Source organism: Micromonospora sp. KC213, assembly GCF_004348325.1.
Lineage (GTDB): Bacteria > Actinomycetota > Actinomycetes > Mycobacteriales > Micromonosporaceae > Micromonospora.
This window is the reverse complement of record NZ_SMKF01000145.1, coordinates 1-15,767: the sequence shown is the minus strand read 5'-3', so window position 1 is coordinate 15,767 and position 15,767 is coordinate 1. Positions and strand designations below refer to the sequence as shown.

The 15,767-nt window shown below is 72.8% G+C and carries 12 protein-coding genes; 6 read left to right on the top strand and 6 right to left on the bottom strand.

Annotated elements, in window-relative coordinates; translation table 11 throughout:
- The first annotated feature begins 64 nt into the window (after positions 1 to 64).
- Positions 65 to 1,324 carry a DNA polymerase IV gene (locus E1166_RS23600; protein WP_132342106.1) on the top strand — a complete coding sequence of 420 codons (1,260 nt, stop codon included), beginning with the start codon at positions 65 to 67 and terminating at the stop codon, positions 1,322 to 1,324.
- Positions 1,325 to 1,439: 115 nt separating this feature from the next.
- Positions 1,440 to 1,835 (top strand): DUF3040 domain-containing protein, encoded by a 396-nt coding sequence (locus E1166_RS23595; RefSeq protein ID WP_132260601.1) that lies wholly within the window; start codon positions 1,440 to 1,442, stop codon positions 1,833 to 1,835.
- A 221-nt stretch (positions 1,836 to 2,056) separates the two neighbouring features.
- Here the strand turns inward: E1166_RS23595 and E1166_RS23590 are convergent, their stop codons facing one another.
- The 3 genes from E1166_RS23590 to E1166_RS23580 are packed head-to-tail and all read right to left on the bottom strand — an operon-like array spanning position 2,057 to position 6,888.
- Complete coding sequence (locus tag E1166_RS23590; RefSeq protein ID WP_132342103.1) at positions 2,057 to 4,516, bottom strand: DUF3488 and transglutaminase-like domain-containing protein; 2,460 nt, start codon at positions 4,514 to 4,516, stop codon at positions 2,057 to 2,059.
- Between the two features lie 16 nt (positions 4,517 to 4,532).
- Positions 4,533 to 5,831, bottom strand: coding sequence for a DUF58 domain-containing protein (locus E1166_RS23585; protein ID WP_132342100.1), 1,299 nt, complete (start codon positions 5,829 to 5,831; stop codon positions 4,533 to 4,535).
- A 1-nt stretch (position 5,832) separates the two neighbouring features.
- Entirely contained in the window at positions 5,833 to 6,888 is a 1,056-nt protein-coding gene (locus tag E1166_RS23580) for a MoxR family ATPase (RefSeq protein WP_132260604.1), read from the bottom strand.
- Positions 6,889 to 7,419: 531 nt separating this feature from the next.
- Between E1166_RS23580 and leuS the strand changes: the two genes are divergently transcribed.
- From leuS to E1166_RS32565, 3 genes are all read left to right on the top strand, one after another.
- Positions 7,420 to 10,260 carry a leucine--tRNA ligase gene (gene leuS, locus E1166_RS23575; protein ID WP_132342098.1) on the top strand — a complete coding sequence of 947 codons (2,841 nt, stop codon included), beginning with the start codon at positions 7,420 to 7,422 and terminating at the stop codon, positions 10,258 to 10,260.
- A 133-nt stretch (positions 10,261 to 10,393) separates the two neighbouring features.
- Positions 10,394 to 11,233 carry a hypothetical protein gene (locus E1166_RS23570; RefSeq protein WP_165944419.1) on the top strand — a complete coding sequence of 280 codons (840 nt, stop codon included), beginning with the start codon at positions 10,394 to 10,396 and terminating at the stop codon, positions 11,231 to 11,233.
- Between the two features lie 77 nt (positions 11,234 to 11,310).
- Positions 11,311 to 12,141, top strand: coding sequence for a calcium-binding protein (locus tag E1166_RS32565; RefSeq protein WP_165944418.1), 831 nt, complete (start codon positions 11,311 to 11,313; stop codon positions 12,139 to 12,141).
- 74 nt (positions 12,142 to 12,215) lie between these two features.
- Here the strand turns inward: E1166_RS32565 and E1166_RS23560 are convergent, their stop codons facing one another.
- Genes E1166_RS23560 through E1166_RS23550 form a run of 3 tightly spaced genes read right to left on the bottom strand, consistent with a single transcriptional unit; the run spans position 12,216 to position 14,852 of the window.
- Entirely contained in the window at positions 12,216 to 12,899 is a 684-nt protein-coding gene (locus E1166_RS23560; protein WP_132342094.1) for a VTT domain-containing protein, read from the bottom strand.
- Positions 12,896 to 13,615 (bottom strand): glutamine amidotransferase, encoded by a 720-nt coding sequence (locus tag E1166_RS23555; RefSeq protein ID WP_132260607.1) that lies wholly within the window; start codon positions 13,613 to 13,615, stop codon positions 12,896 to 12,898. Before E1166_RS23555 ends, E1166_RS23560 begins: the two co-directional genes overlap by 4 nt.
- Positions 13,605 to 14,852: a MurT ligase domain-containing protein gene (locus E1166_RS23550; RefSeq protein ID WP_132260678.1), complete on the bottom strand. Its 1,248-nt coding sequence runs from the start codon at positions 14,850 to 14,852 to the stop codon at positions 13,605 to 13,607. Before E1166_RS23550 ends, E1166_RS23555 begins: the two co-directional genes overlap by 11 nt.
- A gap of 355 nt (positions 14,853 to 15,207) precedes the next feature.
- On the opposite strand from E1166_RS23550, the gene mraZ reads away from it, so the two are divergent.
- A complete protein-coding gene (gene mraZ, locus E1166_RS23545; RefSeq protein WP_132260608.1) occupies positions 15,208 to 15,639 on the top strand; it encodes a division/cell wall cluster transcriptional repressor MraZ in 432 nt (143 codons plus the stop codon).
- The last annotated feature ends 128 nt before the right edge of the window (positions 15,640 to 15,767 follow it).

The window sequence follows — 15,767 nt, the reverse complement described above, 5'->3', positions numbered from 1 at the left end:
CCCCACTATCGCCCCACCCGCAGCCGCCGCGCGAGGTGTCGTACCGGCGGGTTAGCGTGCGGGGATGGGCCGGAGCCAGTCGTTGCCGCGCGGTGGTGACCCGCGTTTCGGGCCGGGCGCCGACGACTCCGGCAGCACCGTGCTGCACGTCGACATGGATGCCTTCTTCGCCTCGGTCGAGGTGCGCCGCCGCCCGGATCTGCGCGGCAAGCCCGTCGTGGTCGGCGGGGTCGGCCCGCGCGGCGTGGTCAGCTCCGCCAGCTACGAGGCCCGGCGGTACGGCGTTCGCAGCGCCATGCCCACCGCCCGGGCCCGGGCGCTCTGCCCGCACGCGGTCTACCTCCCGCCCGACCTCACCCGGTACGCGGCGGCCTCGCAGGCGGTCATGCAGATCTTCCGGGACGTCACCCCGCTGGTCGAGCCACTCTCCCTCGACGAGGCGTTCCTCGACGTGGCCGGCGCCCGGCGGCTGTTCGGCTCCCCGGTCGAGGTCGCCCGGCTGATCCGCCGCCGGGTCGCCGAGGAGCAGAAGCTCACCTGCTCGGTCGGGGTGGGGCCGAGCAAGTTCGTGGCCAAGCTCGGCTCGACCCGCGCCAAACCGGACGGCCTGCTGGTGGTGCCCGCCGACCGGGTGCTGGAGTTCCTGCACCCGTTGCCGGTCGACGCGCTCTGGGGGGTGGGGGAGCGGTCCGCCGAGGCGTTGCGCCGACTGGGCCTGGCCACCGTCGGTGACCTGGCCGAGGCTCCGCTGGGCATGTTGCGGCGAGCGGTCGGCGAGGCGTCCGCGGCCCACCTGCACGAGCTGGCCTGGGGGCGGGACCCGCGTCCGGTGAGCCCGGAGCACGTGGAGAAGTCGATCGGCGCGGAGGTGACCTTCGACGTGGACGTGAGCGACCCGCGGGAGATCCGCCGGGCGCTGCTGGCGCTCAGCGAGAAGGTGGGCGTCCGGCTGCGTCGTGCCGGTCAGGTCGGCCGTACGGTGTCGATCAAGGTGCGGCTGGCGGACTTCCGCACCGTGAGCCGGTCCCGCACCCTCGGCGTACCGACCGATGTGAGCCGGGAGGTCTTCGACACCGCCTGGGCGCTCTGGGCGGCGCTCGACCCCGGGGAGCGGATCCGGCTGGTCGGCGTACGGGTCGAAGGGCTGGCGGAGGCGAGTGGCACGCCCCGGCAGTTGACCCTCGGCGCGCCCGAGCGCGGCTGGCGGGAGGCGGAAGCTGCCGCCGACGCCGCGGCTGCCCGTTTCGGGCGGTCCGTCATAGGTCCGGCCAGTCTGCTCGGCATGGGTGGTGGCGACCGACGCGAAAAACCGGGCCGGCCGTAGGTCGTCCCGCTTTCCGACGCGCGAGGGCCCTCGTAGACTTGACGGCAAGCAGCCGGTTGGCTGCCACGGTCTGTCGGCCCGACCGGGCCGACCAACGTGACCGGGGAGGAGTGCCGTGCCGCTCTCGGAGCACGAGCAGCGGCTGTTCGAGCAGATCGAGCGGTCGCTTGCCGAGGACCCCAAATTCGCCTCGGCCGTGCGCGCCAGCGACCCGCGTTTCCACGCGCGGCGTCGCCTGCTCGTCGCTGCCGGCGTCGTCGTCGTCGGCCTGGCCCTGTTGGTCTATGGCGCGGTGATCAAGACTCCGCCGCTGGCAGTGGCGGGGTTCGTCGTCATGCTGGCCGCGTTGGGCTATGCGGTGCAGTCGCACCGGCGGGCGCAGTCACCGGACCTGCACGTGGTGGGTGGCACGACCAGCCGTCGTCGTCCGCGCGGGCGTGGCGGCCGCCGGCCGTCACTGCTGGACCGCATGGAGGACCGGTGGCGGCAGCGCCCGGAGGGACATCGCTGACCGTCGTCCGCCACTGAGGCGGTTCGGCGTCGTCGCGGGACGGTGGGTGCCGGGTAGCTTCCGGCCACCACCGTCGTAGCAGCATGTCCAGAGTCAGGCCCGAACCTCCGGCAGCTCAGCTGCTTGATCAACTCAGTCTGCGGCGAATGGCGGTGTCCCTAGACTAGGGACACCGCCATTCGCGGCAAACGGACGCGCCGGCCGGGCCGGCAGCGGGGCGGTCAGGCGCGGCGGGCCAGTAGGCGGCGGGGATTCCACCGCGCCAGCCGCAGGCGGAGCCGGCCGGTCGTCGTCACCCACCGGGTGGAGTGTTCCGTCACGGCCGAACGCCACCGCATCAGCACCGACGGCGGAAGCACCACCGCGAGGAGCCGGGTACGTCGGTCGGCCCGGGCGGCGAGCGTGTCGCGTACCGAGGCCAGGGCCGGGCGCAGCGGCTCGCCGGTGAGCGGGTCACGGGCGTAGCGGGCCCGCTCCTCGGCGCGACCGAGCAACCGTACCGCCGTGGCGGAGGTGGCGTCCTCCGCGAGCGCCTCCCGGACCAGGCGTTCCGCGGTCGCCCGCGGGGTTTCCGTCCGGTCGACCCGGACCTGGTAGTCGACCAGGGTGTCCACCAGCTCGTCCCATGCGGCGTGGGCGTCGGCCCGGGCGCGGTCGCGATCCCCGCCGAGGACCAGCATGCCGGTGGCCGGGGCGTCCGCCGCGTCGGCCGCGCCCGCGGTGACCGCCGGGGTCACCGTCAGCTGGCGTCGCCGGCGCAGTGCCATCCGGCGCAGCGCCGGTACGCACAGCAGCGCGAGCAGCGCCAGCACGCCACCGGCCGTCCACCACGGCCAGGTGGGCGCACGCTGGATCGGGGCACCGGTGACCGGGTCGAAGGTCTCGTCGACGTCCCGGTCGGCGGCGTCCGGCTGCTGCGGGCCGGCGGTGGTGTCCGGCCCCTCCGGGGTGACCCCCGGCGCGGAACTGCCCGACGGCTCCGGGTCCGGCGCGTCGCTGTCCGGGGCCCAGGCCGAACGGGTGGCGCCCTGCACCGCGTACGCGGGGGTGGGGTCGAACGGCACCCACCCCATCCCGTCGAAGTAGACCTCCGTCCAGGCGTGCAGGTTGCGGTTGGTCAGCACGAAACTGCCGGTACCGGTGCTGGTGCCGTTGGTGAAGCCGAACGCGACCCGGGCCGGAATGCCGGCCGCGCGGACCAGCCAGGCCATCGCGGCCGCGTACTGCTGACAGAAGCCGACCTTGTTGTCGAGGAAGTCGACGATCTCCTGGCCGCTGGTGCCGCCCCTGGTGCTCAGCGAGTAGCTGAAGCCGTTCTCCCGGGAGAAGTGGTCGTAGATCGCCCGGACCTTGTCGTAGTCGGTGCGCTTGCCCTCGATGAGCTCGGCGACCAGCGCGTCCACCTGCTGCACCGACGGCCGGCGGGTCTGCTGCACGGCGATCGGGTGCTCGGCCGGCAGCGAGGGGGCACGGCGCAGCGCCGCTGGAGTGAAGGTCGACCGGACGTACTCGACGGTGTAGCGCTTGCCCCGGGAGTTGTCCCGGTTGGAGAACACCACACCGAGATTGCGGTCGTAGAGCCAGTTGCCGTTGAGCCCCTGTACCCCGACCGGGTCGGAGTAGACCGGCACCAGCGGCATCTCGAGGTTACGGCTGACCTCCACCGTCGCCCGGTACCGCTGTTGGTCCGCGCCCCGCCGGTCGATGCCCGGCAGGTCCCGGTCGACCCGCGTCCCGGTCGGCGGGCGCACCCGGAAGCCGTCCGAGCGCAGCTCGTCGGCGACGCCGAAGCGCAGGTAGAAAGGGCTGGGCTCGGTGGTGGTCACCTTGACCATCTCGGCCACTTCGGACTGGTTGAGCTGGCCACTGAGCGCGGCGAACAGATCGATCCGGCCGGGGCTGCCGCCCTGCCCGAACCGCCCGGTGCCGGTGCCGTCGCCGGCCGAGGTGAACTGGTTGAGCAGCCCCCCGGTCATCCCCGGCACCGCCAGCGGCAGCGCCACGGCGAGCGCCACACCCACCACCGCCAGCCGGCGACCGGCCGCGGCCAGCGGAGACGCCTCCCAGACGTCGACGTCGCGGCCCTCACCGGTGAACCGGCGGCCGAACCGGCGTACCCGCTCGACGTTGTCGGTGACCAGCAGCCACAGGTAGCCGCAGGCTCCGACGACGAACGGCAACGCCGGCACGCTGTCCACGTAGACCGCCACCGGCACCGAGTAGATCGCCAGCATGGGCAGCCCGGCGAGCGCGGGACGACGCAGCCCCACCGCCAGCACATCGACCAGGACGGCCACCCCGCCCACCCCGAGCACGGTGATGAACAACAGCGGGGTGGTGTCCGGCACCTTCACCCCGTACGACCGCATGTCCTGCGTCGAGCCCTGCAGCAGCTCACCGAAGTGGGCCAGCGTGTCCGGGGTGGGCAGGATCCCGACCAGTTCGTCGCCGGCGGGGAACAACCAGGTCAGCGCGAGCAGCAGGCCGGCCAGCATGCCCACCACCTGCGCCCACAGCGGGGCCCGCAGCGCCCGGATCAGCGCGGCCACGGCCGCCACCACGGCCACCGCGATGGCGGCCTGGATCAGCCAGGTCCACCGTTGGAAGATCGACGATAGGGGCGCCGCGGCGAGCAGGGTCGCCGCGGCGGCCACGAAGCCGAGGTTCCGGGACGCGATCACGATGTCACCCTCCCCGTCACCGGACCACGCCGGCGACCGTCTCGGCCATGGCGGCGCGCAGGGCGAACCCCTGCGAGCCACGGGCCGCCTGCGGCCACAGCGCCGGCAACCGGCTGCCGTGGTCCACCCCGATCACCCGCCAGCCGCCCTGGAGCAGGGCCAGCGCGGCGGCGCCGTGGGCCTGCGCGGACTCGGCGCGTGCCTGCTCCGGCAGGTTCAACCAACTGTTGCTGTCCAGCAGGAAACCCACACAGGTCGCGCCGTTGCCGCGTAACCCGGCCAGCAGTTCGGCCTCGGTGGTGTTCAGCGTGCCGAGCAGCGCGATGATCAGGCCGCCGTCGGCGCGCTGGCGGACCCGCTGCACCAGCGTCGCGACGTCGACGCGCTGGTCGAGCCGGACATCGGCGAGATGGTCGAGGAGCACGCCGTCGCCGGCCACCTCGGTGGCGTCCACGTCCGCACCGGAGCCGGTGACCAACCGCAGCTTGTAGCCGGACTGCCGCAGGTGCACGGCGATGCTCGCGGCGGCCGAGACCGCCCACTCGAAGCTGGCGGTGGGACCGTCGCCGCGGTGGCCGTACGCCCGGGTGTCCAGCACCACGGTGGCGCGGCTCTCCCAGGGCTGCTCCTCGCGTCGCACCATCAGCTCACCGGTGCGGGCGGTCGACTTCCAGTGCACCCGACGCAGGTCGTCGCCCCGGCGGTACTCCCGGGTCGCCGCGTCGTCCTCGCCGTGTACCGCCACGGACCGGGCCCGGCTGTCGCCGCTGCCGGCGTACTCGCCGGGCAGGCGGATCGCCGGCAGCGGAGTGACCTGCGGGATCACCGTCAGGTGGTCGGTGCCCGGGAAGGCACGGGTCAGCTCGCACAGCCCGAACGGATCGGTCATCCGGACCACCAGCGGGCCGACCTGGTACCGGCCGCGCACGTCGGCGCGCACCGTGTACGCCACCGAGCTGGCCTGGTGCGCGCCGAGGCGCTCCAGCACCACCCGGGGCCGGCTGCCCAGCGCGTACGGCAGCCGGTCCTCCAGCAGCAGGGTGCCGGTGGGCAGGCGGGACATGTTCTGCAACCGCAGCACCACCCGGGAGTGGGCTCCGACCGGCACCCGGTGCGGTTCCAACGCCCGGCTGCAGGCGAGCTTGTAGCGGCTGCGCCCCACGTAGAGCGCGGCGAGCAGCGGGAGGGTCGCGAGCAGTACGGCCACCCGCAGCAGGTCCTTCTCGCCGAGAATGCCGGCGGAGACCGCCGCCGCGACCGCGGCCGCCAGGAACGAGCGGCCGCGGGTGGTCAGACCTCGCAGCCCGTCACGCACGTCACGGCCTCCGCGGCTCGAACGGCGGGCGGGCGTTGCCGGTGGCGGGCCGGGGCGTGTCGTACGGGGTGCGTTGGCGGTCCGGCGGCAGTGGCAACCGGTGCACCAGCTCCGCGATGATCGCGTCGGTGGTGCGCCGGGCGAGCTGCGCGTCCGCGGTCGGGATGAGGCGGTGCGCCAGCACCGGCACCGCGAGCGCCTGCAGGTCGTCGGGGAGCACGTAGTCGCGTCCTTCCAGGGCGGCCACCGCACGGGCGGTGCGCAGCAGCTGGAGGGTGGACCGGGGGGAGGCGCCCAGCCGCAGTTCCGGCGACTCGCGGGTGGCGGTGACCAGGTCGACGGCGTACTGCTTGACGGCGTCGGCGGCGTGCACCTGGCGCACGGTGGCGATCAGCCGGCGGACCGTCTCGGCGTCGGCGACCGGCCGCAGCTCCTGCAGCGGGTCGGCGGCGCCGTGGCCGTCCAGCATGGCCAGCTCGGCCTGCGGGCCGGGGTAGCCCATCGCGATCCGGGCGGTGAACCGGTCGCGCTGCGCCTCCGGGAGGGGGTAGGTGCCCTCCATCTCGATCGGGTTCTGCGTGGCGATCACCATGAACGGGGTCTGCAGCTGGTAGGTCACCCCGTCGACGGTGACCTGGCGTTCCTCCATGCACTCCAGCAGCGCCGACTGCGTCTTGGGGGAGGCCCGGTTGATCTCGTCACCGACCACCAGGTTGGCGAAGACCGCGCCCGGCCGGAACTCGAAGTCGTGCGTCTCCTGGTTGTAGACGCTCACGCCGGTGACGTCGCTGGGCAGCAGGTCGGGGGTGAACTGGATCCGGCGTACCGAGCAGTCGATCGAGCGGGCCAACGCCTTGGCCAGCTTGGTCTTGCCGACGCCGGGGACGTCCTCGATCAGAAGGTGACCCTCGGCGAGCAGGACGGCCAGGGCGAGGCGCACGGTCGCGGTCTTGCCTTCGATGACCTGTTCGATGTTGGCCACGATGGCGTCGCTGGCGGCGCGGAACTCGTCGTGCGGCAGCAGGCCGCCCACCTCGTCCCAGGTCTGTTGTGTCACGGGCCTCCTCCTCGTCGCCGGAAACGGCAGCTCTGTATGAGAGCACCTGGACCCGCCGTTGGGTTCGCGACGCCGAGCCACGTCTGCCGCAGAAATCTCATTGGCCTCTCAGGCTAACCATGTTTCTCGTCTTCGCCGACACCCGCAGGCGGTCCGCCGGTTACGCCCGGAATATTCGCCGGTCGAGGGATGCAGGAGCCCTGCTCAGCGGGTACCCGCGGCGCTGGCCGGGGCCGGACGGGCATGACGGACACGGCGTCGCCGATCACCCTCGGTAACCGGCCGCCGTGGGGTGGCCCGATCGTGCCGGCGGTGCCGCCCCGGCCGGCGGGTAAGGCGGTTCCCGTCCCGTCGCGGCCGGCGGTAGACTGCGGGCATGTCCGTGGCCGGTCTGCTTCTTACCGAGCCGTGCTGACGCGCTGACCGCGACAGCACGGCCGCCCCTCCTGCGCGAGGGGCTTTTTTGTGCCTACCGGACGAGACCGACCCGCATCCCGCGGTACGACCAACAGCGGTTCGAGGAGAGACGCCATGAGTGAGGCAGCCGCACCGGCCAGTGACGTGCCACCGTTCCGGTACACGGCCGCCCTGGCCGACGAGATCGAGCGCCGGTGGCAGGACGTCTGGGCGCGCGAGGGCACCTTCCACGCCCCGAACCCGACCGGTCCGCTGGCCGACCCCAACCATCCGCGGGCCGGCGCGGAGAAGCTGTACGTGCTGGACATGTTCCCCTACCCCTCGGGAGCCGGCCTGCACGTCGGCCATCCGCTGGGCTACATCGGCACCGACTGCTTCGCCCGCTACCAGCGGATGGCCGGGCGCAATGTGCTGCACGCGATGGGCTTCGACGCGTTCGGGCTGCCCGCCGAGCAGTACGCGGTGCAGACCGGCACCCACCCCAGGACCACCACCGAGCAGAACATCGAGCGGTACAAGGCGCAGCTGCGCCGGCTGGGCCTGGCCCACGACGAGCGCCGCTCGGTGGCCACCATCGACACCGACTTCTACCGCTGGACCCAGTGGATCTTCCTGCAGGTGTTCAACTCCTGGTACGACCCCGAGGCGAAGAAGGCCCGCCCGGTCGCCGAGTTGGTCGCCGAGTTCGAGGCCGGCACCCGGCCCACTCCGGACGGTCGCCCGTGGGCCGAGCTGACGGCGGCGCGGCGGCGGGCGATCGTCGACGACCACCGGCTGGCGTACGTCTCGCAGGCACCGGTCAACTGGTGCCCGGGGCTGGGCACCGTGCTGGCCAACGAGGAGGTCACCGCCGACGGCCGCTCCGAGCGGGGCAACTTCCCGGTCTTCAAGCGCAACCTGAAGCAGTGGATGATGCGGATCACCGCGTACGGCGACCGGCTGCTGGACGACCTGGACTCGCTGGACTGGCCCGAGCCGATCAAGCTGATGCAGCGCAACTGGATCGGCCGGTCCACCGGCGCGCACATCGACTTCGCCACGGCCGTGGCGCCGATCCGGGTGTTCACGACCCGGCCGGACACCATCTTCGGGGCGACCTACATGGTGCTGGCTCCCGAGCACGAACTGGTCGACGCCCTGGTTCCGGCGACCTGGCCGGAGGGGACCAGGGACGCCTGGACCGGGGGGCACGCCAGCCCGCGGGCCGCCGTCGAGGCGTACCGGAAGGCGGCGGCGGCCAAGACCGACGTCGAGCGACAGGCGGAGACCAAGGAGAAGACCGGCGTCTTCGTCGGCGCGTACGCCACCAACCCGGTCACCGGCGGGCAGATCCCGATCTTCGTCGCCGACTACGTGCTGGCCGGCTACGGCACCGGGGCGATCATGGCGGTGCCCGCGCAGGACGAGCGGGACTGGGCTTTCGCCGAGGTCTTCGACCTGCCGATCATCCGGACCGTGCAGCCGGCCGACGGCTTCGACGGCAAGGCGTACACCGGGGACGGCCCGGCGATCAACAGCGCCGCGCCGGAGCGCGGCCTGGACCTGAACGGCCTGGGAGTCGACGACGCCAAGGCCCGGATCATCGCGTGGTTGGAGGCCAACGGCCACGGCGAGGGCGCGGTCACCTACCGGCTGCGCGACTGGCTGTTCTCCCGGCAGCGCTACTGGGGCGAGCCGTTCCCGATCGTGTACGACGAGACCGGCAGCGCCATCGCGCTGCCCGAGTCGATGTTGCCGGTCGAGCTGCCCGAGGTCGACGACTTCTCGCCCAAGACGTTCGATCCCGACGACGCCGGCAGCGACCCGGAGACCCCGCTGTCGCGTCGCCGCGACTGGGTCGAGGTGGAGCTGGACCTGGGGGACGGCCCGAAGCGGTACACCCGGGAGACCAACGTGATGCCGCAGTGGGCCGGCTCCTGCTGGTACGAGCTGCGCTACCTGGACCCGACCAACTCCGAGCGGTTCGTCGACGCGGAGAACGAGCGGTACTGGATGGGCCCGCGGGACGCGGGCGACTGCGGGGGCACCGACCTGTACGTCGGTGGCGCCGAGCACGCCGTGCTGCACCTGCTGTACGCCCGCTTCTGGCACAAGGTCCTGTACGACCTGGGCCACGTCTCGTCGTTCGAGCCGTTCCGCAAGCTGTTCAACCAGGGCTACATCCAGGCGTACGCCTACACCGACGCCCGGGGCGCGTACGTGCCCGCCGAGGAGGTCGTCGAACGTGACGGCGGCTTCTACCTGGGCGACACGGCGGTCAGCCGCGAGTACGGCAAGATGGGCAAGTCGCTGAAGAACGTCGTCACCCCCGACGAGATGTGCGCGACGTACGGCGCCGACACCTTCCGGGTCTACGAGATGTCGATGGGTCCGCTGGAGGTCTCCCGCCCCTGGGACACCCGGGCGGTGGTCGGGTCGTACCGGTTCCTGCAACGGGTCTGGCGGGCGGTCGTCGACGAGCAGACCGGCGCGCCGCGGGTGGTCGACGCGCCCGCCGACGAGGCGACCCGCCGGCTGCTGCACAGGGTGGTCGACGGGGTCCGCGGCGACATGGAGGGGATCCGGTTCAACACGGCGATCGCCAAGCTGATCGAGCTGACCAACGCGGTGACCCGACTGCCGCAGACCCCGCGCGAGGTGGCCGAGCCGCTGGTGCTGATGCTGGCGCCGTTCGCCCCGCACGTCGCCGAGGAACTGTGGCGGCGGCTGGGCCACGACACCTCGCTGACGTACGCGGACTTCCCGACCGCCGACCCGGCCCTGCTGGTCGCCGAGACGGTCACCTACCCGGTGCAGATCAACGGCAAGGTGCGCGGCCGGGTCGAGGTTCCCGCCGACGCCGCCGAGGCCGAGGTGCGGGCGGCGGCGCTGGAGGCGGTCGCCGGTGCGCTGGCCGGCAAGGAGCCCCGCAAGGTCATCGTGGTCAAGGGTCGGATGGTCTCCGTCGTCACCTGAGTGGAACTGTCACGCCAAATTTAATAATTTCACTCTCTCGAATTCCTTGCCCGCGGGCGGCGCGCCGACGACGATGGTGGCGACTTGTCGACATTGATGTCGGCGAATGAAGGTCCTTGCCTGGGGAGGAATCGTGAGAGGTGTCATCCGGCATGCCGCCATACCTGCCACTCTCTGCGGGGTGCTGGCGCTCGCCGGCGCGCCCGCCTGGGCCGCCGGGACTCCGGCGGCGGGCGGCGTCGCCACCGTCGGCACCACACTGGTGAACCGGACGGGCACCGTCGTCACCGTGACCGCCGGGGTCAACCGGATCAACGACGTCACCGTCCGGCTCGTCGGGTCGCACTACGTCGTCACCGACGCCGTGGAGGGGGTGGCGGCCAGCGGCGGCTGCCTTCAGGCCGGTGCGGAGGCGCGCTGCCCGGCCGGCGGCGTCACCGAGATCGTGATCAACGCCGGCAACCTCGACGACCGGGTGACCATCGACGTGTTGAGCGTCCCCGCGGTCGGCGTGACCGTCTTCGGTGGCTCCGGCAACGACATCCTGGTGACCGGTAACGCCAATGACAGCGTCGAGGGGGAGGAGGGCGACGACACCCTGATCGGCGCGGCCGGCAACGACACCCTCAACGGCGGCCCCGGCGACGACGAGATCGACGGCGGTGGCGGCAACGACAGCATCGGCGGTCAGGACGGTAACGACCGCCTGGCCGGTGGGGACGGCAACGACGTGGTCGAGGGCGGCAACGGCAGCGACCGGGCCTCCGGTGGGGCCGGCAACGACCTGATCGACGGCGGCACCGGGCGGGACCGGATCGACGGCGGCTCCGGCAACGACCTGCTTCTCGGTGGTACGGGCAACGACTTCGTCACCGGCGTCGACGGGGTGGCCGGCAACGACCAGCTCTCCGGCGACGCCGGCGTCGACACCTGCCTCGCCGACGCGGATGACCCGGTCGTGGAGTGCCCCTGACCCGCACACAACGTCCGGTCCCGCTGTCGTGCAAGGCGCAGCGGGCCAGCCACGACACGAGAAGAGGGAGCTACGTCATGAACAGAAGCAGACGACTGTTCGTACTGGCCGCCGTGGGTGCGCTCGCCATCGCCCAGAGCCTCGCCGGTGCCGGGCCGGTGACCGCCGGATCGTCGTCCCGCCAACTGAGCGCGCCGGCCGACGGTACGACGGTCGCCGCCGTCGACAGCACCGTCGTGCAGAAGGTCGGCGACACCCTGCTGATCGAGGCCAGGCCGGGGGTGGTGAACGAGATTCAGGTCCGTCGGCAGGGACAGAGCCTCGTGGTCGCCGACGGCGGAGACCGGGTGGTGGCGGTGACACCGTGCGAGGCCGCTCCGAACGGTGCCGTGCGGTGTCCGCTGCCGGTGTCCAACGTCCGGGTCGACAGCGGCGACCGCGATGACACCATCACGCTGGCCCCGAACGTCGAGATCGCCGGTACGTTGGACGGTGGCAGCGGCGGCGACGTGATCGAGGGAGGGCCGCACGCCGACCGGATCATCGGGGACTCCGCCGACGCTGGCAGCGCCGGCCTGTCCGGCGCGATCGCGGCGACCCCGGGCAACGACACGATCATCGGTGGTCCGGGCAACGACACCATCGACGGCCTCGACGGCAACGACACCATCTCCGGCGGGTCGGGCAATGACACCCTGCTCGGTAGCGCCGGCAACGACACCCTGCGCGGCGAGAACGGCAACGACACCGTCAACGGGGGCGCCGGCAACGACACTCTCGAGGGCGGCGCCGGCAACGACACCCTGGAGGGAGTCGACGGCGTGCGGGGCAACGACTCCCTCGACGGGGGGACGAGTTTCGACAGCTGCACCGCGGACACCTTCGACACCATCGTCAACTGCCCGTAGTCGGCGCCATGGCGCGGGCGGGCCGACCCGGTTCGCCCGCGCCGCCGCCAGGGCGTAGGGCCGGGCCGGCGGTGTCAGGTCGGGCGGTGCCGGCGCTGCCGTTCCGCCCGCCACCAGCCGTGGACCAGCACCGCGCTGGCGATCAGGCCGAGGCTCGCGGGGGCGGCGGCGTACCAGTTGACGTCGCCCGGTGAGCCGATCGCCGCGCCGAGCGCCGCGTAGCCGAAGGCGGTGGGGGTGGAGGCGATCGCGCTGCCGACGAGGAACGGCAGCATCCGGGCGCCGGTGGTGCCATAGCCGTAGCTGGTCAGGCCGTACCCGGAGATGGGCAGCAGCCGTACGGTGATCACGCCGAGCACGTTCTGCCGGGCGAACCAGCCGTCGAGGCGGGCCAACCGGCCCCGTACCCGCCCGGCGACGAACTCGCGCCCCAGGACGCGGCCGACGGTGAAGCCCAGCGCCGCGGCCAGCAGTGCGGCGCCCAGCGCGTACGCGGCGCCCTCCAGCGCGCCGAAGATCGCCCCCAGCGCGAGCGTGATGAACGTCCGGGGGACGAGCGCCACCAGCAACAGCGCCCCGCCGACGACCGCCGCCACGGGGGCGAGGCCGCCCAGCGGGTCGGCCAGCCGGGGCAACTCCCCGGCCTCGGGCAGGTCGACGACGAGCAACACCGCCCCGCACGTGGCGAGCAGGAGCAGCAACAGCGCGAATCGGACCGCCGACGGCTCGCGCAGTAGCCGCCGGACGCGGGGGATCATGCCCGGGCGGCGGCCACCGCGGCGCGGCGCTCGGAGCGGAGCCGCTCGGCCCAGGTGTCGTCCAGCGGCGGAAGCTGGTGGGCGCCGGTGGCCCAGCGCAGCAGCAGGTCGGCCAGGGCCGGGTTGCGGGCCAGCGCCGGCCCGTGCGAGTAGGTGCCGAGCAGCTTGCCCCGCCACGCCCCCTCGGTGGCGCCGTCGTTGCCGACCCCGGCGGTCACCCGGGCCAGCGGGGAGACGCTCGGGCCGAGGTGGGTGCGCCCGCCGTGGTTCTCGAAGCCGGACAGCGCCGGGATGCCGAGCCGAGGGTCGATGTCGCCGGCCAGCTCACCCACGGCCCGGGTGGGACCCCGGTCGGAGGAGAGGTCCAGCAGTTCCAGACCGGCGCACCGGGTGCCCTTGGCGAAGAAGGAGGTGCCCAGAAGTTGGTAACCGGCGCAGACACCGAAGACCACCGAGCCCTGGGCGACCGCACGGTGCAGGCCGCCGTCGGCGAGCAGCCGCTGCGCGCCGAGCGCCTGCGGGCCGTCCTCGCCGCCACCGATGAGGTAGATGTCGGCGGTGGCGGGCAGCCGCTGGTCGGATCGGACCTCCAGCACCTCGACCGGCATGCCGCGCAGTTGCGCCCGGCGGGCCAGGATCAGCATGTTGCCGCGGTCGCCGTAGGTGGAGAGCAGGTCGGGGTAGACCCAGACGATGCGCAGGCTCTCAGTTGACACGGTCCAACTCCGCTCGGATGTCCTGGAAGGCGGTGTAGTTCGCGATGACCTCCAGCCGGCCCGGCGGGGCGGCGCGGACCGCCTCGCCGAACGTGCGGACGTGCTGGAACGGCACGCCGTTGACCTCGAGCCGGACCGCCAGGTCGTACGCCCGGTCACCGGTGATCAGCACCTGTCGCCCGCGCAGCGGGGCGAAGTCGACGTCGAACAGCCAGGAGGTGTCCAGGCCGTCGGGGTCGCGGGCGTTGATGGACAGCAGGGTCGGGGCCTCGTCGGCCATGTCGAACGCCTCCAGCCAACTGGCCGGGTTCTTCGCCAGCAGCAGCCGGATGTTGCGCCCGTCCCGCTGGACCTGGGCGTAGCGACCGGCGACCGAGGTGACCGTGCCGAGCCGGGAGACGGCGTCGACGGGGCGTACGCCGAACTCGGCGGCGACGGCCAGGGCGGTGGCGGCGTTGCCGATGTTGACCTTGCCGGGGAGCTGGAGAGTGATCTTGTGCCAGGCGCCGGTGGGGTCAAGGACCCCGTCGTCCTCCACCGTCCAGTTCGGTTCCGGGCGGCGCAGCGGGCAGCCGGTGCACCACCACTGCTGGCCGGAGCGTTGGATGGTGGAGCCGCACTCGGGGCAGACCCAGGAGTCGTCGTGCCAGCGCTGGCCGGCGCTGAACCAGGTGACGTGCGGGGCGTTGATCCCGCGGGCCGGGTCGGCCGGCGGGGTGGCCGCCCAGACCACCATCGGGTCGTCGGCGTTGGCCACCACCCGGACCTTGGCGTGGCGCACCAGCGCGGCCCGCCAGAGCTGGGCCATCATGGCCACCTCCTTGGCCCGGTCCAGCTGGTCCCGGGACAGGTTCAGCAGCGCCACCACGTGCGGTTCGGTGGCCTCCAGCACCTGGGCGAGGTAGTGCTCGTCGACCTCCAGCACCGCGTACGGGGTGCTGCCCGCCTTGGCCAGCGCGGAGGTGTGGCCGGTCGGCATGTTCGCGCCGAAGGAGTTGGTGGCGACGCGGCCGAGCACCCCGACCGCGGCGGCGGCGAGCCGGGTGGTGGTGGTCTTGCCGTTGGTGCCGGAGATCAGCGCGATGGCGCGACCGGCGGAGAGGTGGGCCAGGAGGTCGGGGTCGATCTTCAGGCCGATCCAGCCGCCGATCACCGAACCGTCGCCGCGACCGGCGGCCCGCGACAGCGCCGCGGCGGTCCGCGACACGGAGGTGGCCACCTTGGCCCGCAGGGGCATCTTCGCGTCCGTCACGGCAGCGAGGTTACCGGACCGCACCGCCCAGCCAGATCGCCGCCGACGGTGAACCGTTCGGTCGGGTCCGCCCGGGCGTCCGGTCGGCGGCGCTCAGCCGGCCGGAGTCGATCATTGTCGGGAAGCGGACGCTCGCCGCGTGGCGCTCCGGCCCTCCACTCCGCTCCACCGCCTCTGACGTGCGACTTTGCGCCGTTCAGCCGCGCGCCACGCGGGCGATTCTGGTTGCGGGTGGAGGGAAGTGGAGTAGAGTGGGGCGCGATGGTGAGGCCGGGAGGGCCCACCGGCCCGGGGGGTCAGCGGCGCCGCGAACGCCGCTAAAGGGCGAGGGGGTTGGGCCGTGTTTCTCGGCACCCACACTCCGCGTCTGGACGACAAAGGCCGGTTGATCCTTCCGGCGAAGTTCCGGGACGAGTTGGCGGGGGGTGTCGTGGTAACCAAAGGGCAGGATCGCTGCCTCTACGTCTTCCCCACGCCCGAGTTCCAGCGCATCGCGGACCAGTTGCGCGCGCAGCCGGTGACGAACAAGGCGGCCCGGGCCTACAGCCGGGTCTTCTTCGCCAGCGCACACGACGAGGTCCCCGACAAGCAGGGGCGGGTCACCATCCCGGCGCACCTGCGGTCGTACGCCGGGCTCGACCGGGAACTCGTGGTGATCGGGGCGAGCACCCGGGTGGAGATCTGGGACAGGGCGGCCTGGGAGGCCTACCTCGCGGAGAGCGAAGACGACTTCGCCGACATCGAGGAGGGGGTGCTGCCCGGCGGTCTGTAGGGCGTGACGACGCCCGACGTACTGCGAGATCTCCAGCCGCTTTCGAGTTCCTGGCACCCCTTCCCCGGTGCCAGGCGCACGATCCGCACTCCGGGGCCGCGCGGCCCGGGGCGGGGCGGGAGCGGATG

What these genes read in the sequence shown, in the direction of transcription:
- E1166_RS23600 (WP_132342106.1), top strand. Translation starts at nt 65, where the DNA reads ATGGGCCGGAGCCAGTCGTTGCCGCGCGGTGGTGACCCGCGTTTCGGG.
- E1166_RS23560 (WP_132342094.1), bottom strand. Translation starts at nt 12,899, where the DNA reads ATGATCCCCCGCGTCCGGCGGCTACTGCGCGAGCCGTCGGCGGTCCGA.
- leuS (WP_132342098.1), top strand. Translation starts at nt 7,420, where the DNA reads ATGAGTGAGGCAGCCGCACCGGCCAGTGACGTGCCACCGTTCCGGTAC.
- E1166_RS32565 (WP_165944418.1), top strand. Translation starts at nt 11,311, where the DNA reads ATGAACAGAAGCAGACGACTGTTCGTACTGGCCGCCGTGGGTGCGCTC.
- E1166_RS23550 (WP_132260678.1), bottom strand. Translation starts at nt 14,852, where the DNA reads ATGCCCCTGCGGGCCAAGGTGGCCACCTCCGTGTCGCGGACCGCCGCG.